Below are 26,047 nucleotides of genomic sequence, written 5' to 3'. Positions count from 1 at the left end.
CCGTTGTGTTTAGCGTGCGCGGGGCGAACGGTTCAACTGGTACTCGAGAATGCGGAAGAACCCCTCGTCGAAGTGCCCTTCACCGGCGACGCCCTGAAGATCCCCCTCGTACCGTGTCTGGCCCGCGACCAGCACGGCGACGCGGTCGCATATCTGCGCGACCTCCGACAGCTGGTGGCTGGAGAGCACGACGGTGGTCCCGTTGTCGGCGAAAGATCTGATCATGCCCCGCATCTCGCGGATGCCCACCGGATCGAGGCCGTTGGTCGGTTCATCGAGCAGCAGGAGCCTCGGCCGGGGCAGCAGGGCGATGGCGATGCCAAGACGCCAGCGCATGCCCAGTGAGAAGGCCTGCACCTTGCGGTTGCGAACGTCGGTCAGCCGCACCGCGGCCAGCGTCTCGTCGATCCATGCTTCGGGGACGCCGCGCAGCCTCGCGTGAATCCGCAAGTGTGTCACTGCGTCGAGCTTGGGCCACAGCCCCGGGGTCTCGATCAACGCGCCGACATCGACGAGATGGGCCCGTGCGTGCGGTCGGCCGAACAGCCGAATGGTGCCGCTGGTCGGCTGTTGTAGTCCCAGAACGGTTTTCAGCACGGTCGACTTGCCCGCGCCGTTCGGGCCGAGCAGTCCGTACACCTCACCCTCGCGAACCGATAGTTCGATGCCATCGAGCGCGCGGTGTCGTCCGTAGTGTTTGTGCAGCTGCGACACTTCCAGTGCGAGCACGATCAGATCTCCTTGCGCTTGATATGGAACGAGCCGAGCGCGAGAACGAGCACCGCCAGCCCGATCGACAGCGCTATGGCGGGCACGATGACGCCCCGGTCTCGGATCGGGCTGTCCGCGGGCAACGGAACGCCGTTGGGTCCGATTCCGGCCAACGGCAGGATGACGCGCATCGGCCAGGCGAACGGCACCGCCATCCACCAACTCTTGTCGGCGATGAGCATTCCGCTCATCATCCCGACGACACCGACCGCGATGGTCGGGCCGAGCCCCCAGACCATCGAGACGACCAGAGCCACCGCGGCACAGCCCAATCCGGCCAGCCACGGCAGGAAGCAGGCGGCCGCGATGGTCGAGAGGCCGGTGCCGAGCCGACCGCTCAGTGCCGCACCGCAACACAGCAGCACTGCCAGCAGCGCCGTCGACGCGGCGGACAACGCGGCCAGGGCGAGATACTTGCCGAGCAGATATCGGGTACGCGGCACCGAGTAGGAGAACAGCACCCGCCAGGCGTCCTGGTCTGCCCGTACGGACAGCGCGGCCAGCAGCGCCGCCGTCATCGGGATCAGCACGCCCCAACCCTCGAGCGCGACATCGCGGAACACCGTCCAGGTGTGGCCGGACTGCCCTTCGGGCGAGGTCAGCGACATCGGATAGAGCGGAACGGTGATCCCGACGGGCACCAGCACGGCGAACCAGCCGATGAAACCTCGACGCATCCTGGACAGCTCGGTAGCGGTGACGTCCGCCAGGGACGGATTGTCTCTAGCGCGAACATCGATGCCCGGACGTGCTGCGGTGGTGGCCATATCGCTCCTCGAGTCAGATGGTCTCCTCGAGTACGTAGCCGTCGAACGCGTTGCGGTTCACGGTGAAACGACGACCGGCGCCGTCCGGGTTCAGCCGTGCAGCATGACGACCGGCGCAGACGAGTCGTCACGAGGCGCCGCTCGCACGAGTTCGGCACGGCTGCGGACGCCCATGGTGTCGTAGAGGTTTCGGATGCGGCGGTACATGGAGCGTTCGGAAAGGTAGTTGTGGCGGGCTATTTCGGCGACGGTCATCGAGGTGCGCAGCATGCTCAGGAGGCGGGTGTCGAAGTCGTCCAATGTGGGGGTGGCGGGGCGGCGGATCTCTCTGGTGGGTGCGAGGTTTCGGGGGCGCGGGGGTTCCTGGGGGCGGCGGGGCGTCATGACGTCGCGTGGTGGGCGGCGGGTGTCGCGGGCGGAATGCAGGTGGTCGAGTAGTTGGGTGCGCAGGAGTTCGGCTTGGCGCTCGATCGAGATCGCTATGTTGACCACGAAGTTGGCGCCGGAACGGATGGCGAAGTAGGTCGAGTGGCCGGTGACGTCGTTGGTGACGGCGACGATCAGGCCCATGGCGTGCGTAGCCCGGACGGCGCGCAGGCGTTCGGCCTGGTGCTCGGTGTTGACCGGGAGCACGATCGGCGCGCCGTCGATGTCCCCGCGCGCGGTGAGCTCGTCGTAGTCGGCGAACTCCAGGTCGAAGGCGGGCGCCAGCAGGCTCCCGCAGGGTCCGTTGGCCGGATCGAGGTAGTCGCGCAGACTCGGATGTGCGAATGCGTTGGGCTTGGTCATCGTTTCGATGCCCCGGCTCAGTTGCGCAGTGTTCATGGATGCCCCCCACTTACTGTTCCTAATTAACTCCTTGGACGTGCGAACCGCCCGATCGGTTCCATATCGAGGCAAACGTTTTGCGAGTCACTACATTCGGCCGGTCATCCGACGATGATCTCGTCCAGGAACGCGTCGAGCCGGTCGATCACTTCGGGGGAGGTGAGGTGGCCCGCCAAGCGTTGCAGACTGAGCCCGTCGATCAGCGCGTGCAACCGTTGCGCGACCAGGTCGTGGTCGGAAACCTGTTCGGCCAGTGCGTCTCTCACCGACAGATCCGCGATGAGGCCGCGGCACAGGTCGTACATCTGGCCGAAGTGCCTGCGCTGGACCTCGGCGAGCTGGGGGTTGGCCAGGCCGAGGACGACGAAGGAAAAGGCGATGGAGCACTCGGTGATTCGGCGTTCGTCCAGCGGCATGGTCTCGTGCAGGATGGTGCGCACGATGTCGCGGACGGAACCGGTGCGCGGCAGGGCGGCGATCCGGGCGGTGACCCGGGTGATCACGTCCTCGCAGGTGAAGGCGAGCAGTTCGGCGCGAGTGGCGAAGTAGTGACGCAAGGCGCCGGAGGACCAGCCGGCCTCGGCGGCGACCGAGCGGATGGAGATCTCGTCGACGCCGTCGCGGGCGATCACCCGCCAGACCGCCTCGGCGAGCTCCACGCGGCGGGCTTGGTGGTCCACGATCTTCGGCATGTGCCCATTTTCGCACAGTCGTGTTATCTTTTATTCAACTCGACTGTGCGAAAAAGGAGAAGTTCCAGTGATTGCGCTGATCATCGGCTGTGAGGTCGGGTTCTGGGTGTTGCTCCTGCTCGGGCTCGCGGTCCGCTACCTGACCTCGGCACGGCGGCTGAGCAACGTGTTGCTCGCCAGCGTTCCGCTGGTGGATGTCGTACTGCTGGCCGCGTCGGTGATCGACCTGCGCCGCGGCGGTGAGGCGTCGCTCACGCACGGGCTGGCGGCGATCTACATCGGAGTGTCGATCGCCTTCGGCCCGCAGATGATCGACTGGGCCGATCAGCGGTTCGCGCATCGGTTCGCCGGCGGACCGGCGCCGGTGCGGCCGCCGAAGGCGGGGCGTGAGCATGCCGCGCGGGAGCGGGTGCAGTGGTTCAAGCATCTGCTCGCCTACACGGTGGCGGCCATCGTGCTCGGCCTGTTCACACTGCTGGTCGGCGACCTCGATCGGACCGCGCCGCTGTGGGGCGTGCTGGCGCCGTGGGGATTGATCCTCGCGATCGATTTCGTCGTGTCGTTCAGCTACACCGTGATGCCTCGACGGTCGTAAACCCTTCCCCGCCAATGCGAAAGCGGCCCGCAACCGATGGTTGCGGGCCGCTTCCCATGTGCCCGGGAGCGTGGCCTTACGCTCGACCAAGCGCGCGGTCTACTGCCCAGCCGCGCCGTTCGTCTCCACCGCAGGCGGCTCGATGCCGAGGTCGCGCAGGCTGTTTCGATAGATCTCCACGTTGGCCAGCTTGATGTCCTCGTAGCCACGGACGTTGTCGGCGAGGGCGGCGGCCTGGACCGCACGGTCGTAACCCGCCTCGTCGAGCGTGTCCGCGAGGGTCGTCACCATGTCGGTGTAGTGCGCGAGCAGGGCCCGCTCGACCCGGCGGACGTGCGCGTAACCGAAGAAGTCGAACTTGGTGCCGCGCAACCGCTTTCCCTTGGCGAGCAGCTTGAGCGCGAGATGCCCGCGCGGTCCGATGCCGATCTTCTTCTTGCGGCCCATGGCCCGCAGCACCGGCGGGTGCAGCTTGTAGGTGAGGTTCGCACCCTCGGGCAGCTGACCCGCGACCTCGTCCAGGAAGGCCGGATCGACCAGGCGGCGGGCCACCTCGTACTCGTCCTTGTAGGCGGTGAACTTGTACAGGCCGCGCGCGACCTGCTCGCTGAACTCGGTGCGCTCGGTCACGCGCAGCTGCGCAGCCCAAATGTGTTGCACCGTCCGGACATAGTCACGCGCGACGCGGACACCCTGGAACCCGATCAGCTCCCCGGCTCGCAGTTCGACGAGCCGCTTGGTCTCACCCGTCGCGGTCAGGCCGTCGAAAAGATCTGCCGGAACCTGGATTTCGGCGCGCTTGCGCTCCGGGCGGCCCGCCGCGGCGGCGAACTCGTCCGGTCGGGCGACCGCGACCCGGCCCCAGCGGAACGCCGCGATATTGGCGTTCACGGCGACCCCGTTGATCTCGATGGCCTCCTCGATCGACGCCGCGGGAATGCGCAGGCCACCGAGTTCGTATGCGGCGCCGACCATCAGGAAGTTGGCGGCCGCGGTATTGCCGAACAGCACCTCGGCGGCGGCGAGCGCGTCGAACGAGCGCACCTCACGCGAGGCCTGCTCGAGCCGCGCCAGCAGCGCGGGCGTCTCCGGGTACTCGACGGCCTTGTCGTACACCATGTCCCCGGTCGGGGTCTGGCTGGTGGACGCGACGGACAGGGTGTTCGTCTGCGAGCCGTAGGCCAGGTTCTTGTTGTCGGTGGCGGTCAGCAGGTCGAACGCCACGATGCAGTCCGCCGAACCCGGGGTCAGCCGGTTCGCGGGCTCCAATTCCCCACTGGCGAAACGCAAGTGCGAGACCACCGGTCCGGCCTTCTGGCTCAGGCCGATCTGGTCCAGGCTGGCCACCTCGTAGCCGGCCCGCAGCGCGGCGGTGGCCAGCACCTGATTCACGGTGACGATGCCGGTGCCGCCGATGCCGGCCAGGAAGACGTTCTGCGTCGTGGTCAGCGCGGGCTGCGCGAGATCGGGCAGCACCGGCGGGGCCGGCCGCTGCATCGTCTTGCGCTTCTTGGCCTTTGCCGGATCCGGCAGTTCCACCGTGACAAAGGACGGGCAGTCGCCGTCCATGCAGGTGTAGTCGGTGTTGCAGGAGGTCTGATCGATCCGGGTCTTGCGGCCGAATTCGGTGTCCACCGGCTGCACGGACAGGCAGTTGCTCTTGACGCCGCAGTCACCGCAGCCCTCGCACACCGCCTCGTTGATCACGACGCGGGTCCGGCGGGTCGGCAGGGTGCCGCGCTTGCGCTGCCTGCGCGCGTCGGCGGCGCAGTGCTGGTCGTAGATGAGGACGGTGACGCCGGGTACCTCGCGCAGGGCACGCTGGGCCTCGTCGAGGCGATCGCGGTGCCACAGGCGGGTGCCGGGGGCGAGGTCGCGCTTGCGGTACTTCTTCGGCTCGTCGGCGCAGATGATGATCTGCGCGACGCCCTCGGTGGTGAGCTTGTGGGTCAGCATCGGCACGGCGAGCGCGCCCTCCGCGTCCTGCGCGCCGGTCATCGCGACGACGTCGTTGTAGAGCAGCTTGTAGGTGATGTTCACGCCGGCGGCGACGCACGCCTGCACGGCGAGCTGGCCGGAGTGGAAAAACGTTCCGTCGCCGATGTTCTGGAACAGGTGCGGCACATCGGTGAACGGCGCCTGGCCGATCCACTGCGCGCCCTCGCCGCCCATCTGCGTGAGGCCGGTGACCTGGCTGTCTTCCCGGCCGGACATGGTCACCATGGTGTGGCAGCCGATACCGCCGCCGGCCAGCGAACCCTCCGGCACCGCGGTGGAGCGGTTGTGCGGGCAGCCGCTGCAGAAGTAGGCGGCGCGCTTGGCGGGCAGTACGGACAGCGTCAGCGGCTGCGGCAGTGGACGTTTCGTGTCCAGGTGGCCGTGCAGCGCGCGGCTCAGCGGCTTGGTGATGCGGCCGGTGGTGAGCTCGCCGTCCTGCCCGAACAGCGGGCGCCCCGCGGCGTCGCGCTTGCCGATGATCTCCGGGGCGTCGGCGGTGCCGTACAGGATCTCCCGGATCTGGGTCTCGATGAACGCGGTCTTGTCCTCGACCACGACGAGGCGGGTCAGGCCCTTGGCGAACTGCCGAACCCGTTCGGGCGCAATCGGAAACGGCATGCCGATGCGCAGCAGCCGCACGCCCGCGCGGATCAGGGCGTCGTCGTCCACGCCGAGGTCGATCAGCGCCTGCCGGACCGCATCGAAAGTGGTTCCGGTAGCGGCGATTCCGATAGTGGCGTGCGGCGGGTCCAGCTCGATGACGTCGAGGTCGTTGAGCGTGCTGTAGGCCTTGACCATCTCCCAGCGCGGGCCGTACAGGTCGGCCTCGGCGATCACGCTGTCCGTCGGCGCCGCCATCGGGCGCTGCAGGTAGCGGAACGGGCGTCCCTCCCAGGTGATCTCGGGGACGATGATGTCGATGTCGCCCGCGTCGCCGTCCACCGACCAGGCGCCGTCGGCGACGTCGGCCACGATCTTCAGCGCGACCAAGCACCCCGAGGCGCGCGAGAGCGCGACGCCGTGCAGACCCATGGTGATGATCTCGCGCGCGTTGCGCGGGAACAGGACCGGGATGTTCATCGCGGCCAGCGAGCGCTCGCTCACCGCGGGCACCGTCGAGGACTTCGACGCCGGGTCGTCGCCGACCAGCAGCAGCACGCCGCCGTTGGCATTCGCGCCGTACATATTGGCGTGCCGCAACGCATCCGTGGCGCGGTCGAGGCCTGGCCCCTTGCCGTACCAGACGCCGACGACCCCGTCGTGCGTGGCGCTGCCCTTGGGCAGATCGGCCTGGCTCCCCCACACCGAGGTCGCGGCGAGTTCCTCGTTCAACCCAGGGACGAACGAAATATCGTGCTCGGACAGCACGTTCGGCATCCCGGCCAGCATCTTGTCCACGCCGCCGAGCGGACTGCCCTGATACCCCGACACGAAGGTGCCGACGCGCCGACCGGCGCGCAGGTCACGTACGTGCTGTTCGACCAGTTGACGCGCGATCGCTTGGACCCCGGTGAGGACGACGGTGCCAGCGCCGACGCGGTAGCGGTCGGCAAGGTCATACGGCGCCGGAATCAGATCGTGATCGGCGAGCTCGGTCATACATCCACCCGTCCGGCCGGCACCGATCGGGCGCCGCCTTAGTTGAGCACTTGATGCCCTTAACCCTGCCCTTGAAGCGCGAATTGAACAATAGTCGCTCTAGAAATTGAGCATACTGCGCAATTTGGTTCCATGTGAATGGGCACACACTATGCATGATGTGAGGTTTACTGTGACCGCCACCACCGCGCCGCGGACCGGTCGGTTCGCCGATCTTGTCCAGCAAACGGGACCGGGCCGAGGCAAACGCCGAGTGACGGCTCCGGGAGGCCCCGTTCGACGGCTACGCCGCAGTGGGACCAGCCCAACTTCGAGAGCGTTCGGCTATGACACGCCGTAGGCGGGGTGCTGTCGCTAGTGATCTTGGTCAAACGCACAGGAAATGCGTTGTGAATTGTCCAATATGCCGGACCCGGTTGCGCGGAGCCGAAGCCGCGACGCTACGTTCGCTGCGGACGGTGCCACTTTTTGTGGCAGCCCACAGTCGTCGAGCCGAAAGGTGGTGTGCCGGTCCGACCTTCGGTTCGACTGTGAGTTCAGGTCCCGCCGTCCGCGTGGCGAACGATGACGTTCGCCGCGATTTCCAGTGCAGTGGTGGTCCGTTCGAGTTGCCGAGGCGTGTCGGGGTCGGCAAGTCGATAACGGCCGAGATTCGAAGGAAAACCGTGCAGAGAGTTCCATTCAGGATCGCGATCCTGTTGTTGAGCGTCGTCTCGGTCGGCCTGCTTGGCCTGCCCGCGAACGCCCAACCGCTCTATCCCACCCCGGATCCGGATGTGTTCTACGCACCGCCCGCCAATCTAGCCGAGCTGAAGCCGGGCGACGTCGTGCGCGCCCGCAAGATCGACACCGGCATGTATGTCGGCACCACCGGCTGGCAGGTCGCCTTCCGGTCCACCAATTCGCAGAACAAGCCGGTGATGGGCGTGACCACCGTCTTGCTGCCCAACGGCGTCCAGAACCCGCCGCTCGTCTCCTACCAGGCGCTGATCAATTCCCTGGGCACCCAGTGCAATCCGTCGCGCTCGCTGTTCAACGGCGAATTGCAGGACGCGGTCGGCGCGATGCTGCCGATCGGGCGCGGCTGGGCGGTTTCGCTGCCCGACTATCTCGGCCCCACCTCGGCCTACGGCGCGGCGCGGCTCAGCGGCATGATGACGCTGGACAGCGTCAAAGCCGTGCAGAAGGTGACCGAACTCGGTCTCACCAATTCGCCTGTCGCACTGGCCGGTTACTCCGGCGGCGGGATGGCCACCGCCTGGGCGGCCGCGTTGCAGCCGACCTACGCGCCCGATCTGAAGATCACCGCGTCGATCGCCGGCGGCATCCCCGCCGATCTCGAGGAGATGGCGATGGCGCTCGGCTTCGCGCCGCACCCCGGTTTCGGGCTGGCGTTCGCCGCCGCGATGGGCCTGGAACGCGAATACCCGGACCGGCTGCCGGTCTCGGACCAGCTCAACGAAAACGGTTTGTGGTTCCGCGAATTCACCCATGACGCCTGCCGCCGGTTCCTGCTGTTCCACGGCGCGTTCCGCAACGCCGAGCAGATGGCCGCGACAAAGAGCCTGATGGACAGCCCGATCGCCCATCAGGTGCTGCGGGAGAACAGCCTGCGCTACTTCGACGGCGTACCGACCGTGCCCACCTACATCTGGCAGGGACGCTTCGACGAGATGACCTTCTTCCCGCCGGTGGAGGAAGTGGTCGACCGCTATTGCAAGGCGGGAGCCAAAGTCGAGTTCCACCCCTACGAGATAGCGGAGCACTTGACCACGGCCGCCGCGGGTTTCGTCCAGGCCTGGAACTACGTGGAGGCTCGCTTCCGCGGCGAACCGGCCCCGACCACCTGCTGACCCACGACTGACAGTGGCCCCGGAGATCTTCTCCGGGGCCACTTTTCGTCGAGCATCAGCTGATGGAACGGACCTGCTCTTCGTATTCGGCGCGGGTCTTCTCGTCGGCGGGGTGCAGGGCGCGATCGCCGTCGATAAGACGGCGGACCAGGCGCATGGCGCGCTCGGGAGTGGCCGCCACGGCCAGGTCGATCGGGCCGAGGTAGCCGGGCACGGCCACCTCACCCTTGCGGGTGGAGACCGTGCGAAGGATCGCCGCGGCAACGTCTTCGGGGTCGACGGTGGGCATACCGTGGCCGAGGGTGAGACCGGAGGACAGGCGGGTGCGCACGGCCGACGGCATGACGCAGCTGACGCTGACCCCCTGCGGCGCGAACTCCAAACGGGTTGCGGCGGACAGGCCTACGGCGGCGAACTTGCTCGCGTTGTAGACGGCGAGGCCGGCGATCGGGATCTTGCCCGCCAGCGAGGCCACGTTGACGATGTGGCCGCGGCCGCGCTCGATCATGCCGGGCGCGACCGAGCGCATGCCGTGGATGAGGCCCCAGACGTTGATGTCGATCGTGGCCTGCCCCACCACATCCGGCTCGTCGAGGAACGAACCCGCCGGCATCACGCCGGCGTTGTTGACCAGGATGTCGACGTGGCCGAGATCGGCGATCACCTTGTCCCACTGGCCGCGTGAGCGCACGTCGAGCTCATAGGACTTTGCACCGATTGCCGCCGCGGCGGTTTCGGCGGCGACCGTGTCGACGTCGGCGATCACCACCTCGGATCCCTTGGCCGCGAACAGTTCCGCGGTGGACTGGCCGATGCCGCGACCGGCGCCGGTGATCAGGACGCGCGCGCCCTTCAGGTCGACGTCGGGGTATCCGTGACCGAGAATTCTCATGCGAAGGCTCCTTGTTCGAGCGCACGGCGAGTGCTGCGCAGACTGTGCTGGAAGGTGTCGGGGCGGCGGCGGCCGTCCATGAAGTTCGGGCCCATCACCGCGAGGTCCTCGGCGGTGGCGTCGAGGCGCAGGACCTTGGTTCCGGTCGCGCGCAACTGGGCGATCTCGGCATCGAGCTTGGCGCTCATGCGGTTTCGCAGCTGCCGTTCGAGGAAGTGACCGGCGCTGGTGGCGGGGATCTTCCCGGTCGAGGCCATCGGCGCGAGCACCACGACCTCGTCCAGCTGTTCCGGAATCAGCAGGTCTACCGAGGCGGTCGAACCGGCGCCGCCGTCGATGAAGCGCCGTCCGGCGATGGGGACCGGCGGGAACCAGCCGGGTACTGCCCAGGAGGCGCGCAAGGCGGCGCCGAGGGGTGCGGGCGGCGCGTCGGGCGAACCGAACGCAATCCGTTCTCCCGTCGCGTAATCCATGCTGACCAGCCAGGTAGCCGGGTGGGAGACCCAGGAGCGGCCGGGGTTGAGCCGCTCGGCCAGCTGCGCCAACCAGCCCGCGTCACCACTGCCGATCGGCAGCAGCCCACTGCCCGCGGTGAGCAGTGCCTGCCCGGAGCCGGTGCGGTGCAACGGAAGCCGCAACGATCCGAGCCGCGGCCGCGGGACCGGCGGAAAGCGTCCGGGTCCGGACCGCATATGCGCCGACAGGACCGGATCGGTGGATGTGCCGTCCTGCATGGCGATCAGCTCGTCCACCGAGACGCCGCTGCCGAGCATGGTCACGTGCTCCGCGCCCGCCGACGTTCCGATCAGCACGTCGGCCTCGCGGGGATCCCAGTCGAGCGCGTCCCGGACCGCGGCCAGCGCCGCGACGATCCAGGCCGCGCCGAGCGTGCCACCACAACCGATGGCCAGGCCGCGTCGCTGCGCCCCGTTGTTGTTACCCATGGTTCCAAACACTAACAGAATTCAAATACCCGTGGTATCCCAAATCTGACGGTACGTAGAATCACGGCATGGCACGACTGACCCGGTCCGAGAGCCAGGCCCGCACCCGCGCTGACCTGATCGCCACGGCACGCGACCTCTTCCTGGCCGACGGCTACGCGAGCACCAGCCTGGAGCGGGTGGCCGAGGAGGCCGGCTACTCCAAGGGCGCCGTGTACTCGAACTTCCGCACCAAGAAGGAGCTCGGCCTCGAGGTGATCGAGCTCATCCACGCGACCAAGTTCGGCGAGGTGACCGACCTGCTCGCGGCCGGTGACAGCTTCGAGGAACAGCTCGAGCGGTTTCAGGAGTGGGCCGAGCGGACGGTCGGCGACGTCGGCTGGACCATGCTCGAATTCGAATTCGCGACCGTCTCGCGCGACGATCCGGCGTTGCAGGCGGCGCTGGTGTCCAGCCTGAGCGTGGTGCGCGGCGCGGTGGCCGCGCAGGTGCAGACGCTGGCCGACACGATGGGCATCGAGCTGCCGGTGGCGCCCGAGGACGCCGCGACGGGCATCCTCAGCATGGGCATCGGCCTCGGCATGCAGCGCGCCATCGACCCGTCCATCCCGGCGCGGCTGATCACCGACGCGGTTCGGTTGCTGGTCACCCTCGGCGCGGGACCGCTCGCCGCGAAGAGCGCGGTCACGCCGTGAAGTGCAGGGTCCATTCGCCGCGGTAGTGCAGGCGGGTGACGCTGCCCGGCGGAATGTCGATCCGCCAGAACGATTTCGGCGGCGCGTCCAGCGTCACCAGCAGGGCCGCGCGAATGACGGCGGGATGGGTGACCGCGATGGTCGACTTCCCCTCCGACGCGATCTCGGCCATCCAGTACCTGGTCCGCTCGATCACGTCCACCACCGATTCGCCGCCGTGGCCGCGGAACATCGGGTCGGTGAGCCAGGCGTAGAGCTCGTCCTGCGGCACCGACATCAGCGCCCCGCCCCGCCACGCGCCCGCGTCGAGGTCACGTAGTCGGGTGTCCTCGTCGCCAGGCAGGCCTAACAGCGCCGCCGTCTCGACGGTCCGGCGCTCGGGTCCGGTGAGCACCCGGGGCGCGGCGAGCGGCGTGCATCCGGAAATGGCCCGGCGGCCGGCTTCGGTCAGCGATTCGTCGACTGGAAAACGTGCCTTCCGCATCGCCTCGGTCATGCCATGGCTGACCAGGTCGAGTCTGAGCACCTTTTGCACGCACGAAGCGTACGACTATGCGCATGTGAACGTTCCACCTCTCCGGGAATTCAGGCCAGATTGACGTTCGCTAGTTCCCGGCAACGCCGATCGGCTTGTCGGTGCCCCGGTGCACACTGATGCCATGGCTCAGTTCTCCCCCGCTACCCAGGAGTGGTTCGACGGCGCCTTCCCGGCGCCGACCTCCGCTCAGTTGGGTGCGTGGGCGGCGATCGCGGCGGGCGAGCACACGCTGGTGATCGCGCCGACCGGGTCGGGCAAGACGTTGTCGGCGTTCCTGTGGGCGATCGATCAGCTGGCCACCCGGCAGAAATCGCCGGAGCGGCCCGGGACCGCCGTGTTGTACGTCTCGCCGCTCAAGGCGCTCGCGGTGGACGTGGAGCGCAATCTGCGGGCCCCGCTGGTGGGTGTGACGCAGACGGCCAAGCGGCTCGGGCTGGATCCGCCGGAGATCACCGTCGGGGTGCGGTCCGGGGATACCAGCGCGGCCGAGCGCCGGACGATGCAGCGCACGCCGCCGGACATTCTGATCACCACACCCGAGTCTCTGTTCCTCATGCTCACCTCCGCGGCCAAGGAGACGCTGCGCAACGTGGGCACGGTGATCGTGGACGAGGTGCACGCGATCGCCGGATCGAAGCGCGGCTCGCATCTGGCGCTGTCCTTGGCGAGATTGGATCTGCTCACCGAGCGCCCGGCGCAACGGATCGGCTTGTCGGCGACGGTCCGGCCGCCGGACGAGGTCGGCCGGTTCCTGGTCGGCAACGCGCCGATCACCATCGTCTCGCCGCCCGCGCCGAAGACCTTCGACCTGTCCGTCCGGGTACCGGTGGCGGACATGACCGAACCCGGCGATTCCGACCAGCCCGGCTCGATCTGGCCGCACGTGGACGAGGCCATCGTGGATCTGGTGCTGGAGCACCGATCCTCGATCGTGTTCGCGAACTCGCGCAGGCTGGCCGAACGGCTCACCGCGCGGCTCAACGAGAACTACGCGGCGCGGCTCGGCGAAGCGGTGGAGACCGAGCACAAGCCGCCGACTCAGCTCGGTGCGTCGACCGAAGTGATCCACGGTGCGAGCCCGCTGCTGGCCAGGGCGCACCACGGATCCGTGAGCAAGGAGCAGCGCGCCTACATCGAGGACGACCTGAAGAGCGGGCGGCTGCGCTGCGTGGTCGCGACCAGCAGCCTCGAGCTCGGGATCGACATGGGCGCGGTCGATCTGGTGGTGCAGGTGGAGGCGCCGCCGTCGGTGGCGAGCGGATTGCAGCGGGTCGGGCGGGCCGGGCATCAGGTCGGCGAGATCTCGCGCGGGGTGCTGTTCCCGAAGCATCGCACCGATGTCATCCACTGTGCGGTGGCCGCGCAGCGGATGACCGCCGGGCAGATCGAGGCGATCCAGATTCCGGCGCATCCGCTGGATGTCCTGGCGCAGCAGACGGTTGCCGCGTGCGCGCTCGAGCCGATCGATGTGGACGCCTGGTTCGACATCGTGCGCGGCACCGGAAGTTATGCGGCGCTGCCGCGTTCGGCGTACGAGTCGGTGCTCGACCTGTTGGCCGGGCGGTATCCGTCGGACGAATTCGCCGAGCTGCGACCGCGATTGGTGTGGGATCGGGACGCGGGCACGCTCACCGGGCGGCCCGGCGCACAGCGGCTCGCGGTGACCTCGGGCGGCGCGATCCCCGACCGTGGCTTGTTCGCGGTCTACATGGTCGGCGAAAAGGCTTCCCGAGTAGGCGAACTCGATGAGGAGATGGTCTACGAGTCGCGGGTCGGCGACGTGTTCGCGCTCGGCGCGACCAGCTGGCGGATCGAGGAGATCACCTTCGACCGGGTGCTGGTGACGCCCGCGTTCGGGCAACCGGGCCGGCTGCCCTTCTGGCACGGCGACGGCTTGGGCCGTCCCGCCGAACTCGGCGGCGCGCTCGGCGAATTCGTGCGCAAGGCCGGCCAGCATCCGGAGAACCTGGAAAAGCTCACCTCGGCAGCCGGTTTGGACGCGTTCGCCACCGCGAACCTCGGCAGCCTGCTGGACGAACAACGGACCGCGACCGGGCACCTGCCCACCGACAAAACGCTGGTGGTGGAGCGCTTCCGGGATGAGCTCGGCGACTGGCGGTTGGTGCTGCACTCGCCGTACGGGCTGCCCGTGCACGCGCCGTGGGCGCTGGCCATCGGCGCGCGGCTGCGCGAACGGTTCGGTGTGGATGTCGCGCCGAACGCCTCCGACGACGGCATCGTGGTGCGGCTGCCGGACACCACCGACGACCCGCCCGGTGCGGAGCTGTTCGTCTTCGAACCCGATGAGATCGACGACATCGTCACCGAACAGGTCGGCGGCTCCTCGCTTTTCGCGTCCCGCTTCCGCGAGTGCGCCGCGCGCGCATTGCTGCTGCCGCGGCGCGATCCCGGCAAGCGCGCCCCGCTGTGGCAGCAGCGGCAACGGTCGGCGCAGCTGCTCGACGTGGCGCGGAAGTTCCCCGACTTCCCGATCCTGCTGGAGACGGTGCGCGAATGCCTGCGTGACGTCTACGACCTGCCGTCGCTGCGCGACCTGCTCGGCCGGGTGGCGCGCCGCCAGCTGCGGCTCGTCGAGGTGGAGACCGCGACGCCGTCGCCGTTCGCGAATTCCCTGCTGTTCGACTACATCGGGCAGTTCATGTACGACGGGGACAGCCCGCTGGCCGAACGCCGCGCGGCCGCGCTGTCGCTCGACTCGGGACTGCTCGCCGAGTTGCTCGGGCGGGTGGAGCTGCGCGAGCTGCTGGATGGCTCGGTCATCGAGCAGACCGAGCTGGAACTTCAGCGGCTCACCCCCGAACGCCACGCGCGCGATGCCGAAGGTCTGGCCGATCTACTGCGGTTGCTCGGACCGCTGACCGCGGCCGAGGCGGCCGAGCGCTGCGTCGACGATCCGACCGGCTGGTGTGCCGAGCTGGTGAAATCGCGCCGCGCCCTGGAGGTTACGTTCGCCGGCCAGAGCTGGTGGGTGGCCGTGGAGGACGCGTCCCGGCTGCGCGACGCGCTCGGCGTCCCGCTGCCGATCGGCACGCCCGCCGCCTTCATCGAACCCGTCGCCGACCCGCTCGGCGACCTGGTCGGCCGGTTCGCCCGCACGCACGGACCGTTCGATACCGAGGCGGTGGCCGCCCGCTTCGGCCTCGGCACCGCCGTGGTCGCCACCGCACTGCACCGGCTGATCACCGAAAAGCGCATCGTGGAGGGCGAATTCACGCCGGGCACGGTGGGCTCGGAGTGGTGCGACGCGCAGGTGCTGCGCCGGTTGCGCCGCCGCTCGCTCGCCGCCGCGCGGCACGAGGTCGAGCCGGTGTCGACGGCCACCTTCGGCCGGTTCCTGCCGTCCTGGCAGCACATCGGCAGCGGCGAACTGCGCGGCGTCGACGGCGTCGCCACCGTCGTGGAACAGCTTGCGGGCGTGCCGATTCCGGCTTCCGCGTGGGAGTCGCTCATCCTGCCCGCGCGGGTTCGCGACTACTCCCCCGCCATGCTGGACGAACTGATGGCCACCGGCGAGGTCCTCTGGTCCGGCCACGGGTCGATCACCACCAAGGACGGCTGGGTCGCGCTCCACCTGACCGACCAGGCCCCGTTCACGCTGGCGCCGCCCGACGACATCGAACTGTCCGAGGTGCAACTGAACCTGCTCACCGCACTCGGCGCTTCCCTCACTCTTCCGGCCGCCGCGGAGACCGCGATACCGGTGCCACACGGCGGCGGCGCGTACTTCTTCCGGCAGCTCTCCGATGCGACCGGCTTGCTCGACGACACCCAGGTGGCGGCGGCACTGTGGGAATTGGTCTGGGCCGGAATGGTTTCCGGCGACACATTCGCGCCGGTGCGCGCCATGCTCTCGGGTACCGCGCGAACCACCACCGCTCATCGGACGCCGCGCCGGGCACCGCGCGGGCGGGCCTATCTGCCCCGCCCGAGCATGCCCAGCCGATCCGGTCCGCCCGCGGTGGCGGGGCGCTGGTCGCTGCTACCGGAACGGGTGGCGGACAACACCGTCCGGGCGCACGCGACGGCGGACATGCTGCTGGAACGGTACGGCGTGCTGACCCGCGGGTCGGTGCAGAACGAGGGCGTCCCCGGCGGTTTCGCGCTGATGTATCGCGTGCTCACCGAGTTCGAGGACCGGGGCCGTTGCCGCCGTGGCTATTTCATCGACTCGCTCGGCGGCGCCCAGTTCTCCACCACCGATGTGGTGGATCGGCTGCGGTCCTTCGACGCCGAGCGCAGCCGTCCCGGCGACACCAGGCCCCAGACCGGGAAGGCGCTCGCGTTGGCGGCCTGCGATCCGGCCAATCCGTATGGCGCCGGCCTGACCTGGCCGAAGGGTGACGGCGAAGGCGGACATCGACCCGGTCGAAAGGCCGGTGCGCTGGTCGTTCTGGTCGACGGCGAGCTGGTGCTCTACCTCGAACGCGGCGGCAAGACCCTGCTCACCTTCACCGAGGACCCCGACGCCCGCCGATCCGCCGCCCGCGCGCTGGCCGATCTGGTGCACCACCGCCGCGTCGACTCCCTGGTCATCGACCGCGTCGACGGGGAAACCGTGCACGGCAACACCTTCGCGGGCTTCCTGACCGAAGCGGGCTTCTCCGCGACACCCCGCGGCCTGCGCCTCCGGAGCCGCCCATGAACCGCGCCCGTTCGACGAGCCCCGGGATGCGCCATGCCTGAGGGTGACACCGTCTACCTGGCCGCCGCGCGACTCCGCGCCGCGCTGGCGGGTAAGACGTTGACCGCCAGCGACTTCCGCGTGCCACGCTACGCGACCGTCGACCTGCGCGACCAGGTCGTGGAGAGCGTCGGCAGCTACGGCAAGCATCTGTTCATCCGGACGCCGACGGTGACCATCCACACCCACCTGAAAATGGAGGGCACCTGGCGGATCTTCCACTGCGGCCAGCGCTGGACCAAGCCGCGGGTGACCGCCCGGCTGGTACTGCGCACGGACGACGTGGAGGCCGTGGGGTTTTCGCTCGGCAAGGTGGAGGTGCTGCGTCTCGCCGACGAGCACACGGTCATCGATCACCTCGGGCCCGACCTACTCGGCCCGGAGTGGGATGTGGCCGAGGCGGTCCGGCGGCTGGAGCGATATCCGGACCAGCCGATCGGCGGCGCACTCCTGGATCAGCGGAACCTGGCCGGCGTCGGGAATGTGTTCCGCAGCGAGATCTGCTTCCTGCGCCGCGTCCATCCGCTCACCCCGGTGGGCCACGTCCCCGATCTGCTCGCGCTGGTGAACGAGGCCCACCGGGTGCTGACCGAATCGGTCCGGAAACCACCGCGGCGCGAACTGATCTACGGCCGCGCCCGCCGCCCCTGCCAGCGCTGTGGCACCACCATCGTGCGACAGTTGGTCGGCGATCCCGCGCCCGCCTCGGACCGGATCGCCTATAGCGAACGCGGTATCTACTTCTGCCCCAGGTGCCAGCCGCCGCCCGGCAACTGAACACCGGATCACCCCGGCGGCCGAATCCCGCGAGAAAGTCCGCCGCGCGACCAAGCCGTTTGGTTCGCCGCACCGAATCAGTTGTGCAACCGAACCAACCGCTCGGCGTGCCCACCGGCTATTACCCGCCCACCACTGTAATTTGCCACTCAGTTGCTAATGATCGGCGCGCTCGGCACGACTACATCCGTGGCAGTCACGACACAGCACAGGAGCAGGCCATGACGACGGTATCGAGATCGGGCAGACGACCGCTCCTCGCGATCGCCAACCGCCTCTTCTTCGCGGCACTGGCCACCATGGCCACCGTGCTGTTCAGTTACCTGCTGCTGCATCCGAATTCGAACGCCCACACGCCGAAGGCGCCGCACCCGGCGATCTCCACGGAGTCGCCGCGCCCTTGACGAACTGACCCCTCCCACCTAACTTACAAGTCGTAAGTTAGTGAGGAGTGCGGCATGAGCGATCCCCGGCAGTATGTGGTCATCGGCGGCGGATTGGCCGGCCTCGCGGCCGCGGTCTGGCTGGCCGAGGCAGGCAAGCAGGTCACCCTGCTGGAACGCCGCGGCCGCCTCGGTGGTCGCACGCACGCCATGCAGGTCGACGTGGTCGACGACCTGCCGGACAACGGCCAGCACGTGATCGCCAGCGGCTACGACCACCTGTTCCGCTACCTCACCAGCATCGGCACCCGCCAGTACGTCGCCTTCCCGCACCATGCGACGCTGCGCTGGCCCGACGGCCGCAGCGTCACCATGAGCACCAAGGGCCTCGGCGCACTACGCACCCTGTCCGGCGCGCACCCCGACGCCAACCCGGTCGAACGCATCCGCGCCACCATCGCCACCCTCCGGCTCGACTGGCAATGCCTGCACCAGCCGGCCGACCTGCCCGACCTGACCACCGAGCAATGGTTCAACCGCGTCGGCATGCCCGCGAAAGCCCGTGAGGCACTGTGGGATTGGCTGGCCCTCGGCGTCGCCGCGGAACCGGTGCAGCAGGAGTCGGCGAAGGTGCTTGCCGACGTGATGGCCACCGGCATCCGCCTCGGCATCAAACACCGGCGGCCCGCCACCATCGGCTATCCGACCACGGACTTGGACACGCTCTACGTCACCGGCGCGCTGAAAGTCTTTGCGCGGCACGGGGTCAAGGTGCAGCATCGCGCGGTGGCCCGCCGGATCAACATCCTCGACGGGCGGGTCACCGGGGTGGCGCTGGCCGACGGCACCACCGTCCCCGCGGACGCGGTGGTCTGCGCCGTGCCCAACTCCAACGTCGACGGCCTGCTCGACGACCTGCCCGAGCATCCCGAAATCTATTCCGCCGCAGACAAACTCGGCTACACCCCGATCGTCAGCACCAACCTGTACCTGGACCGCCCGCTCGGCACCACGGCCGAATTCGAGGCGCTGATCGGCGGCACCGGCGTGATCGACGAGGTCTTCGATCGGCAGCGGATGACCGGCCGCAAGACTGACCAGGCCTGGCTCTACTGCCTGACCACCAGCGGCGCCTACGAGCAGATCCACAAGACCAGCGAGGAGATCGTCGCCGAGCAGGTCGAGCTGCTCCACCGCTACTACCCCGCCGCCAAAACCGCGAAAGTGATTCAGGGACAAGTGGTTCGGATGCCGAAGGCGACCTTCTCCCAGGTCGTCGGCACCCACGCACTGCGCCCCGCTCAGCGCACCTCGGTGCCGACGCTGGTGCTGGCCGGCGACTGGACCGCCACCGACTGGTCCGCGACCATGGAAAGCGCAGTCCAGAGCGCGGCCAAAGCGGTCGATCTGCTGCTTGCGCTACCGTCGGTGCGGTGAGCACGGATCGCGCCACGTCCCCGTATGTTGCCCCGCCCTCGACGGACCGGCCGGCGACCGGCCAGCCGACGCCCAAGCGGCGGATGTCGGCGGCGGACCGGCGGGCCCAGTTGCTCGACGTCGCGCGCGACATCGTGGCCGCCGACGGCTTCGGCGCGGTCAGCATCGACCGGGTGGCGCGCGAGTCCCAGGTTGCCCGCGCGCTGGTGTATCAGCAGTTCACCGATCTGTCCGGGCTGATGACCGCGCTGCTCGACCGCGAATCGGCGATCGCGCTGGCCGGCATCGGCAGCGTCGACTGGTCGGGCACGGTCGAGGTGGATCAGGTCGGCCGCGGCATCCTCGCCTATTTGCATGCCGCCCCGACCAGTTGGCGCATCATCCTCAGCCCGCCCGACGGCGGCCCGCCCGATCTGCGGGACCGGCTCGAGCTCGGCCGGTCCTACGCGCGGGCGATCGGCGCCCGGCATCTATCTCGCTACGCGGGCGTCACCGTCGACCCGGACGGCCCGACCGAGCGAATCCTGCTCGCGGCCATGGAGGAACTGGCCAGACTGCACCTCACCGATCCGGAGCAGTACCCGGACGAGATGGTGCTGCGCTACCTGCGCTCGCTGGTCGGCTGGGCGATGCGGCTGGAAGCACCGCACTGAGCTGCGGCGTGCCCCGGCCTCACGAAAATCTCACGGACAGTGCGGTTTTCTACTCACCAGGCGCGGATCCCGCGCCGGGGAGAGAGGAAACATCATGAAGATCAGCACCCTGCTCGCCGCCGTGGCGCTCTCGGCAGGCCTCGTCGCCGGAGGGTCGGCGGTGGCCAACGCGGAGACGATCTACGTCGGCACCTACGGCACCGAGGCGGCCTGCCGGGCGGACGGCTCGAATGCGCCCGCGCACCCGGACTGGAAGTGGTGGGAGTGCCAGCAGACGCCGACCGGTGAGTGGGATCTGTACTACTCCACCAACTGATCGCAGCCGCGGCGCCGGACCGCCATCCGGCCCGCGCCGATCCGTCATCCTGACGGTCGCCCGGGATGACGGATCGGTCCTGTCTGAAATGACCTATTCTCTGATCTCGTGCGTGTGCTGGTGGTCGAGGACGATGAAGGTCTGGGCAATGAGGTCGTCGCCGGGCTGCGCTCGGCGGGCTTCGCCGTCGATCTGGCGCACCGGCTCGCCGACGCGGACCTGAAGATCGCGGTCAACACCTACGACGTGCTCGTAGTCGACCGCGGCCTGCCGGACGGCGACGGCCTGCACCTGGTCGCCGCGCATCGCGCCGCAGGACAACGGGTGCCGGTGCTCATGCTCACCGCGCGGGACGGATTGGCCGACCGCATCGCCGGATTCGAGCACGGCGCCGACGACTATCTGGTCAAACCGTTCGCCCTGCCCGAGCTCGCCGCCAGGGTGCGCGCGCTGAGCCGCCGTCGCGAACATCCGGCGCCGGCCCGCCTGGTGCTCGGCGACATCGATATCGACCTGCCCCGCCGCCGCGTGCAACGCGCCGGCATCCTGCGCTCGCTGACCCCCAAGGAATTCGCCGTGCTCGAGCTGCTCGCCACCCGCGCGGGCAGCGTGGTCTCGCGCACCGTGCTCATCGAGTGCTGCTGGGACGAGATGGCCGAGCCCGCCTCGAACGTGGTGGACGCGGTGATCGCGCAGCTGCGGCGCAAACTCGGGCCGCCGCAGGTGATCGAGACCGTGCGGGGCACCGGCTTCATGATCGGAAGTGCACCATCCGCCCGCTGATCCCCGGGTCCACCGCGTCGCCCGGCCGTTCCGCGAGCTTCGCGAACGCCCAGCCCGCCGTGGCCCGGCTGCGCCGCACCCGCCGGCTGCTGACCGCCCTCATCACCGTGATCACCGCGACCTGCCTGATCATCCTGGGCGTGCTCGCCGCGACCATCGACGCGCGCTCGCGCCACAACGCCGTCGACAACAGCCTCGACCGGGTGGTGACCGGGCTGTGGCGCAGCATCGACTTCGACCTCGACGCCCAGGCCATCGACCTCGGCCCGGTCGAACGCGACGACCTGGCCAACGGCGAGACCGCGGTCTTGATCGTCACCAACGACGACAACGGGCACTGGCGCGAGATCTACGGGCACCTGCGTTCCTGGCTGCCACCGAACAACGGCGCGGAGGCCCTGGCCGACGACGCCGTGCGCGCGGGGGGAATCGTCTTCCAGGACAGCTACGACAGTGCCGGCCGTCCGGCGCGGCTGGCGGCCACGCCGATCTTCTGGGACGACACGACCACCCGGGCGGTCGTCATCGCGGGAACGAATCCCGGTCTGGTGGATCGCGATCGGGCGTTGCTGCTGTGGGCACTGGTCGTCGGCGGGCTCACCCTGGTCGTGCTGTCCGCCCTTGCCGCACATGCGCTTTCGGGGCGCAGCATGCGCCAGGCGCTGGTGCTCGTCGAGGAGCAGGAACGGTTCCTCGGCGATGCCGCGCACGAATTGCGTACGCCACTGACCACTTTGGGCCTGGTCACCGCGCCACGCCGGCGCAACCCGCACGAGGTGGAACGCGCGCTGGCCGACGCGGGTGAGCTGGGGGCGCGGATGGAGCGGATCGTGGCGGGGCTGCTCGCCCGGGCCAGGATGCAGGCGGGGGTGACGACGATGGAGCGGGTGCAGTTGCTGCTGGATCAGCTCACCGAATCGGTCACCGAGGAGTTCAAGGCGAATGTCGTTGTGCACAGCAGTCCCACGGTGGTCGTCGGCGACCCGAACCTGTTGAGCCTCGCGGTGCGCAACCTGATCGAGAACGCGATCACGCACGGCGCGATCAATCCCGACGCACCGGTGGAGGTGCACGTCGCGGACGGCCGGGTCACCGTGCGCGATCACGGTGCGGGATTGCACCCGCAGCTGTCGAGTAATCCGTTCGCGCGCGGCGTCACCGGCGGGCGCGGCAGCGGGATCGGGCTGGCCCTGGTCGCGTGGATCGCCGAATTGCACGGCGGCACCGCGACTATGGAACCCGCACCGGGCGGCGGCACCCTCGCGACCATCGCGCTGCCACCGCCCGGGCTGTCCTGAGCTACCGGTTCGCCTGCCGCACTTCCTTGTTCGGCACACCGTCGGCCGGCACCGGCTCCAGTATCTCCGGGCGCGGTTCCGGGGCAGCGATGCGCAGCGCGTCGGCGGAGTCGTCGTCGGGCTGGGTCTGCGAACGGATCTCCGCCTCGACCCGGGCGCGGTAAGTCGTGACCTCGCGCTCGATTTCGGCGGCGTCCCAGCCGAGGATCGGCGCGACCAGCTCGGCCACCTCCGCGGCGCAGTCGGCGCCGCGGTCCGGGAACTCGATGGAGATGCGGGTGCGGCGGGCCAGGATGTCGTCCAGGTGCAGCGCGCCCTCGGCCGCGGCCGCGTACAGGGCCTCCACCTGCAAGTACGACGGCGCCGCGGTAATGGGTTGCAGCAGTTCGGGTTTGCCGTCCGCCATGGCCATCACCTCGTCGATCAGCGCGCCGTAGCGATCCAGCAGGTGCTTGATCCGGTAGGGGTGTACGCCGTATTCCTCGGCCAGCTGCACCGTCTGATTGACCAGCGCGAAGTAGCCGTCGGCGCCGAGCAGCGGCACCTTCTGGGTGATCGACGGCGATACGCGGGCCGGAATGTCCTGTGCCGCTTCGTCTACCGCGTCGTAGGCCATCACCCGGTAGGTGGTGTACTTGCCACCCGCGATGCTGACCAGGCCCGGCGCGACCCGCGCGACGGCGTGCTCGCGGGACAGCTTGGAGGTCTCGTCGCTCTCCCCCGCCAGCAGCGGGCGCAGGCCCGCGTAGACGCCGTCGATGTCGTCGTGGGTGAGCGGGGTGACCAGCACGTCGTTGACCCGGTCGAGCAGATAGTCGATATCGGCCTTGGTCGCCGCGGGGTGCGCGAGGTCGAGGTTCCAGTCGGTGTCGGTGGTGCCGATGATCCAGTGCGTGCCCCACGGGATGACGAACAGCACCGAGGTCGGGGTGCGCAGGATGATCGCGGCGTCGCTGACGATGCGGTCGCGCGGCACCACGATGTGCACGCCCTTCGAGGCCCGCACGTGGAAGCGGCCGCGCTGGTGGGCCAGCGCCTGCACCTCGTCGGTCCACACGCCGGTCGAGTTGATCACCACGTGCGCGCGGATGTCGGCGGTGCGGCCGTCCTCGCTGTCGCGCACCTGCACGCCGACCACCCGGTCCGCCTCGCGCAGGAAGCCGACCACCTGGGTGGACGTGCGGATCACCGCGCCGTAGTGCGCGGCGGTGCGGGCGACGGTCATGGTGTGGCGGGCGTCGTCGACGACCGTGTCGTAATAGCTGATGCCGCCGATCAGCGAGCTGCGCTTCAGGCCGGGAGCCAGCCGCAGGGCGCCCATCCGCGACAGATGCCGTTGGCCGGGAACGGATTTGGCCCCGCCCATGGTGTCGTAGAGCATCAGCCCGGCCGCGACATACGGGCGCTCCCACGCGCGGTGCGTGAGCGGGTAGAGGAAGCGCAGCGGTTTCACCAGGTGCGGCGCCAGCGCGGACATCGCCAGCTCGCGCTCCTTCAGCGCCTCCCGGACCAGGCCGAACTCCAGCTGCTCCAGGTAGCGCAGGCCGCCGTGGAACATCTTCGACGACCGGCTCGACGTGCCGGAGGCGAGGTCACGGGCCTCGACCAGCGCGACCTTCAGCCCGCGGGTCGCGGCGTCGAGCGCGATGCCCGCGCCGACCACGCCGCCGCCGATCACGACCACATCGAAGTGATCCTTGCCGAACCGCTCCCAGGCCGTCCTGCGCTGCTCCGGACCGAGGAACTGGGATTCCGGTTTCTTGGTCATGCTCGAACTCCTCCAGCCGCGTGTCGACGACGTAGTGGTCTTAATCGGGCATTCGATCGAGCTGCTCTGGCTACAGGCTATGCCAGTGGCCTCGGATCTCTTCGACCACGGCGTCGCTCGTGTCGTGCCGCACTACTCACCGGTAACTGATACCGACCCTAATCGAGCGGCCCGCGGACGGCGATGTGATCCGCGTCCAGGACCCGCGAAGCCGCAATCGGACACAGCGGGCTCTGTGTTTAGTAACCTGCACCAATGCGTCGCTATGTGGCCGCCATCGACCAGGGCACGACTTCGAGTCGGTGCATCGTCTTCGATCGGCAGGGGCGCGTCGTCGGCGTGGCCCAGCGGGAACACGAACAGATCTTTCCGCGTCGGGGCTGGGTCGAGCACGACGCCGAAACCATCTGGAAAAACACCGAATTCGTGCTCGGCGAGGTGCTGAAGCAGAACAAGCTCAGCAGCGACGACATCGCGGCGGTCGGCGTCACCAATCAGCGCGAGACCACCGTGGTGTGGGATCGCGCCAGCGGCAAGCCGATTCACCACGCCATCGTCTGGCAGGACACCCGCACCGACCGGCTGACCACCGAACTCGGCGGCGACATCGGACCGACCCGCTACCAGGAACGCACCGGGCTGCCGCTGTCCACCTACTTCGCCGGGCCGAAGCTGCGCTGGATCCTCGACAACGTCGAGGGCGCGCGCAAGCGGGCCGAGGCGGGCGAGCTGTGTTTCGGCACCATGGACAGCTGGGTGCTGTGGAACCTGACCGGCGAGCACATCACCGACGTCACCAACGCCTCGCGCACCATGCTGATGGATCTGAATACCCGGCAATGGGATTCGGAGATCTGCGCGGAGTTCGGCGTGCCGGAGTCGCTGCTGCCCGAGATCCGTAGCTCCTCCGAGGTTTACGCGGAGATCACCTCCGGACCGCTGAAGGGCATCCCGGTCGCGGGCATCCTCGGCGACCAGCAGGCGGCCACCTTCGGTCAGGCCTGCCTGTCCCCCGGCGAGGCCAAGAACACTTACGGCACCGGCAATTTCATGCTGCTCAACACCGGCACCACGCCCGTGGTCAGCAAGCACGGGCTGCTCACCACCGTCTGCTATCAGCTCGGCGACGAGCCCGCGGTGTACGCGCTGGAAGGTTCGATCGCGGTCACCGGCTCACTGGTGCAATGGTTCCGGGACAACCTGGGCATCATCTCCTCGGCCGACGACATCGAACCGCTGGCCCGCAGCGTCGAGGACAACGGCGGCGCCTACTTCGTGCCCGCGTTCTCCGGGCTGTTCGCGCCGCGCTGGCGCCCGGACGCGCGTGGCGTCATCGCCGGGCTCACCCGGTTCGTGAACAAGGCCCATCTGGCGCGAGCCATATTGGAGTCCACCGCTTTTCAGACGCGTGAGGTGGTCGACGCGATGCGCGCCGACGCCGAATCCGAGCACCTCGATCTCGAACTGACCACCCTGAAGGTGGACGGCGGCATGGTCGGCAACGACCTGCTCATGCAGTTCCAGTCCGACATCCTCGACGTGCCCGTCGTGCGTCCCGTGGTCAACGAGACCACCGCGCTCGGCGCGGCCTACGCCGCCGGTCTCGCGGTCGACTACTGGTCCGGCACCGACGACATCCGGGAGAACTGGGCCGCCGACAAGACCTGGGAGCCGACGATGTCCGCCGAAGACCGCGACGAACACCTGAAGGCGTGGAACAAGGCGGTCGAGCGCACCTACAACTGGGCCGACTGACGA

21 protein-coding genes are annotated in these 26,047 nt (G+C 68.8%); 12 read left to right on the top strand and 9 right to left on the bottom strand.

The genetic code is table 11. From position 1 onward, the window contains the following. Window positions 1-9: 9 nt before the first annotated feature. From AB0M22_RS40305 to AB0M22_RS40290, 4 genes are all read right to left on the bottom strand, one after another. A complete protein-coding gene (locus AB0M22_RS40305; RefSeq protein ID WP_364738262.1) occupies window positions 10-714 on the bottom strand; it encodes an ATP-binding cassette domain-containing protein in 705 nt (234 codons plus the stop codon). Between the two features lie 17 nt (window positions 715-731). After that, on the bottom strand, window positions 732-1,538 hold the full coding sequence (locus tag AB0M22_RS40300; RefSeq protein ID WP_364738175.1) for an ABC transporter permease: 807 nt from the start codon (window positions 1,536-1,538) through the stop codon (window positions 732-734). Between the two features lie 90 nt (window positions 1,539-1,628). Next, the gene (locus AB0M22_RS40295; protein ID WP_364738173.1) at window positions 1,629-2,363 is read right to left on the bottom strand and encodes a hypothetical protein; all 735 of its coding nucleotides are present in this window, start codon (window positions 2,361-2,363) and stop codon (window positions 1,629-1,631) included. Window positions 2,364-2,467: 104 nt separating this feature from the next. Then, a complete protein-coding gene (locus AB0M22_RS40290; RefSeq protein ID WP_364738171.1) occupies window positions 2,468-3,058 on the bottom strand; it encodes a TetR/AcrR family transcriptional regulator in 591 nt (196 codons plus the stop codon). A gap of 67 nt (window positions 3,059-3,125) precedes the next feature. On the opposite strand from AB0M22_RS40290, the gene AB0M22_RS40285 reads away from it, so the two are divergent. Further along, the gene (locus tag AB0M22_RS40285) at window positions 3,126-3,653 is read left to right on the top strand and encodes a hypothetical protein (RefSeq protein WP_364738168.1); all 528 of its coding nucleotides are present in this window, start codon (window positions 3,126-3,128) and stop codon (window positions 3,651-3,653) included. 99 nt (window positions 3,654-3,752) lie between these two features. On the opposite strand, the gene AB0M22_RS40280 is transcribed toward AB0M22_RS40285, so the two are convergent. Then, entirely contained in the window at window positions 3,753-7,250 is a 3,498-nt protein-coding gene (locus AB0M22_RS40280; RefSeq protein WP_364738165.1) for an indolepyruvate ferredoxin oxidoreductase family protein, read from the bottom strand. Between the two features lie 695 nt (window positions 7,251-7,945). Here AB0M22_RS40280 and AB0M22_RS40275 point away from each other — a divergent pair. Beyond that, window positions 7,946-9,103 (top strand): lipase family protein, encoded by a 1,158-nt coding sequence (locus AB0M22_RS40275; RefSeq protein ID WP_364738260.1) that lies wholly within the window; start codon window positions 7,946-7,948, stop codon window positions 9,101-9,103. A 55-nt stretch (window positions 9,104-9,158) separates the two neighbouring features. Here AB0M22_RS40275 and AB0M22_RS40270 read toward each other — a convergent pair whose 3' ends face one another. Both AB0M22_RS40270 and AB0M22_RS40265 read right to left on the bottom strand, forming a co-directional pair. Next, window positions 9,159-9,995 (bottom strand): SDR family oxidoreductase, encoded by an 837-nt coding sequence (locus tag AB0M22_RS40270; RefSeq protein WP_364738162.1) that lies wholly within the window; start codon window positions 9,993-9,995, stop codon window positions 9,159-9,161. After that, window positions 9,992-10,939 carry a patatin-like phospholipase family protein gene (locus AB0M22_RS40265; RefSeq protein ID WP_364738159.1) on the bottom strand — a complete coding sequence of 316 codons (948 nt, stop codon included), beginning with the start codon at window positions 10,937-10,939 and terminating at the stop codon, window positions 9,992-9,994. The genes AB0M22_RS40270 and AB0M22_RS40265 overlap by 4 nt, the downstream gene beginning before the upstream one ends. A 68-nt stretch (window positions 10,940-11,007) precedes the next feature. On the opposite strand from AB0M22_RS40265, the gene AB0M22_RS40260 reads away from it, so the two are divergent. Then, the gene (locus AB0M22_RS40260) at window positions 11,008-11,634 is read left to right on the top strand and encodes a TetR/AcrR family transcriptional regulator (RefSeq protein ID WP_364738157.1); all 627 of its coding nucleotides are present in this window, start codon (window positions 11,008-11,010) and stop codon (window positions 11,632-11,634) included. Here the strand turns inward: AB0M22_RS40260 and AB0M22_RS40255 are convergent. Beyond that, window positions 11,624-12,169 (bottom strand): histidine phosphatase family protein, encoded by a 546-nt coding sequence (locus AB0M22_RS40255; protein ID WP_150404323.1) that lies wholly within the window; start codon window positions 12,167-12,169, stop codon window positions 11,624-11,626. The genes AB0M22_RS40260 and AB0M22_RS40255 overlap by 11 nt on opposite strands. A 124-nt stretch (window positions 12,170-12,293) precedes the next feature. On the opposite strand from AB0M22_RS40255, the gene AB0M22_RS40250 reads away from it, so the two are divergent. The 8 genes from AB0M22_RS40250 (at window position 12,294) to AB0M22_RS40215 (ending at window position 22,521) form a co-directional block, all read left to right on the top strand. After that, the gene (locus AB0M22_RS40250) at window positions 12,294-16,835 is read left to right on the top strand and encodes an ATP-dependent helicase (RefSeq protein WP_364738154.1); all 4,542 of its coding nucleotides are present in this window, start codon (window positions 12,294-12,296) and stop codon (window positions 16,833-16,835) included. Between the two features lie 33 nt (window positions 16,836-16,868). Continuing rightward, window positions 16,869-17,651, top strand: a complete 783-nt coding sequence (locus AB0M22_RS40245; protein ID WP_364738152.1) for a DNA-formamidopyrimidine glycosylase family protein — start codon at window positions 16,869-16,871, stop codon at window positions 17,649-17,651. A gap of 221 nt (window positions 17,652-17,872) precedes the next feature. Continuing rightward, a complete protein-coding gene (locus AB0M22_RS40240; protein ID WP_364738150.1) occupies window positions 17,873-18,055 on the top strand; it encodes a hypothetical protein in 183 nt (60 codons plus the stop codon). A gap of 54 nt (window positions 18,056-18,109) precedes the next feature. Continuing rightward, window positions 18,110-19,471, top strand: a complete 1,362-nt coding sequence (hpnE, locus tag AB0M22_RS40235) for a hydroxysqualene dehydroxylase HpnE (RefSeq protein WP_364738148.1) — start codon at window positions 18,110-18,112, stop codon at window positions 19,469-19,471. Window positions 19,472-19,554: 83 nt separating this feature from the next. After that, the gene (locus AB0M22_RS40230; protein ID WP_364738258.1) at window positions 19,555-20,124 is read left to right on the top strand and encodes a TetR family transcriptional regulator; all 570 of its coding nucleotides are present in this window, start codon (window positions 19,555-19,557) and stop codon (window positions 20,122-20,124) included. Window positions 20,125-20,218: 94 nt separating this feature from the next. Then, on the top strand, window positions 20,219-20,440 hold the full coding sequence (locus AB0M22_RS40225) for a hypothetical protein (protein ID WP_069166233.1): 222 nt from the start codon (window positions 20,219-20,221) through the stop codon (window positions 20,438-20,440). A gap of 108 nt (window positions 20,441-20,548) precedes the next feature. Beyond that, window positions 20,549-21,223, top strand: a complete 675-nt coding sequence (locus AB0M22_RS40220; RefSeq protein WP_364738143.1) for a response regulator transcription factor — start codon at window positions 20,549-20,551, stop codon at window positions 21,221-21,223. A gap of 59 nt (window positions 21,224-21,282) precedes the next feature. Next, window positions 21,283-22,521, top strand: coding sequence for a HAMP domain-containing sensor histidine kinase (locus AB0M22_RS40215; RefSeq protein WP_364738141.1), 1,239 nt, complete (start codon window positions 21,283-21,285; stop codon window positions 22,519-22,521). A 1-nt stretch (window position 22,522) separates the two neighbouring features. On the opposite strand, the gene glpD is transcribed toward AB0M22_RS40215, so the two are convergent. Then, window positions 22,523-24,289: a glycerol-3-phosphate dehydrogenase gene (gene glpD / locus AB0M22_RS40210; protein ID WP_364738139.1), complete on the bottom strand. Its 1,767-nt coding sequence runs from the start codon at window positions 24,287-24,289 to the stop codon at window positions 22,523-22,525. A 255-nt stretch (window positions 24,290-24,544) separates the two neighbouring features. Here glpD and glpK point away from each other — a divergent pair, with 255 nt between their 5' ends. Continuing rightward, window positions 24,545-26,044 (top strand): glycerol kinase GlpK, encoded by a 1,500-nt coding sequence (gene glpK / locus AB0M22_RS40205; protein WP_364738137.1) that lies wholly within the window; start codon window positions 24,545-24,547, stop codon window positions 26,042-26,044. Window positions 26,045-26,047 lie beyond the last annotated feature (3 nt).

Origin of the sequence: Nocardia sp. NPDC051756, from assembly GCF_040681495.1 — a bacterium.
Classification (GTDB): Bacteria; Actinomycetota; Actinomycetes; order Mycobacteriales; family Mycobacteriaceae; genus Nocardia.
The sequence above is the reverse complement of the archived record's forward strand: the minus strand, read 5'-3'. Positions and strand labels throughout refer to the sequence as shown.

What these genes read in the sequence shown, in the direction of transcription:
- AB0M22_RS40250 (WP_364738154.1), top strand. Translation starts at nt 12,294, where the DNA reads ATGGCTCAGTTCTCCCCCGCTACCCAGGAGTGGTTCGACGGCGCCTTC.
- glpD (WP_364738139.1), bottom strand. Translation starts at nt 24,289, where the DNA reads ATGACCAAGAAACCGGAATCCCAGTTCCTCGGTCCGGAGCAGCGCAGG.
- glpK (WP_364738137.1), top strand. Translation starts at nt 24,545, where the DNA reads ATGCGTCGCTATGTGGCCGCCATCGACCAGGGCACGACTTCGAGTCGG.
- AB0M22_RS40300 (WP_364738175.1), bottom strand. Translation starts at nt 1,538, where the DNA reads ATGGCCACCACCGCAGCACGTCCGGGCATCGATGTTCGCGCTAGAGAC.
- AB0M22_RS40230 (WP_364738258.1), top strand. Translation starts at nt 19,555, where the DNA reads ATGTCGGCGGCGGACCGGCGGGCCCAGTTGCTCGACGTCGCGCGCGAC.
- AB0M22_RS40265 (WP_364738159.1), bottom strand. Translation starts at nt 10,939, where the DNA reads ATGGGTAACAACAACGGGGCGCAGCGACGCGGCCTGGCCATCGGTTGT.
- hpnE (WP_364738148.1), top strand. Translation starts at nt 18,110, where the DNA reads ATGAGCGATCCCCGGCAGTATGTGGTCATCGGCGGCGGATTGGCCGGC.
- AB0M22_RS40260 (WP_364738157.1), top strand. Translation starts at nt 11,008, where the DNA reads ATGGCACGACTGACCCGGTCCGAGAGCCAGGCCCGCACCCGCGCTGAC.
- AB0M22_RS40225 (WP_069166233.1), top strand. Translation starts at nt 20,219, where the DNA reads ATGAAGATCAGCACCCTGCTCGCCGCCGTGGCGCTCTCGGCAGGCCTC.
- AB0M22_RS40245 (WP_364738152.1), top strand. Translation starts at nt 16,869, where the DNA reads ATGCCTGAGGGTGACACCGTCTACCTGGCCGCCGCGCGACTCCGCGCC.
- AB0M22_RS40280 (WP_364738165.1), bottom strand. Translation starts at nt 7,250, where the DNA reads ATGACCGAGCTCGCCGATCACGATCTGATTCCGGCGCCGTATGACCTT.
- AB0M22_RS40290 (WP_364738171.1), bottom strand. Translation starts at nt 3,058, where the DNA reads ATGCCGAAGATCGTGGACCACCAAGCCCGCCGCGTGGAGCTCGCCGAG.
- AB0M22_RS40295 (WP_364738173.1), bottom strand. Translation starts at nt 2,363, where the DNA reads ATGAACACTGCGCAACTGAGCCGGGGCATCGAAACGATGACCAAGCCC.
- AB0M22_RS40240 (WP_364738150.1), top strand. Translation starts at nt 17,873, where the DNA reads ATGACGACGGTATCGAGATCGGGCAGACGACCGCTCCTCGCGATCGCC.
- AB0M22_RS40270 (WP_364738162.1), bottom strand. Translation starts at nt 9,995, where the DNA reads ATGAGAATTCTCGGTCACGGATACCCCGACGTCGACCTGAAGGGCGCG.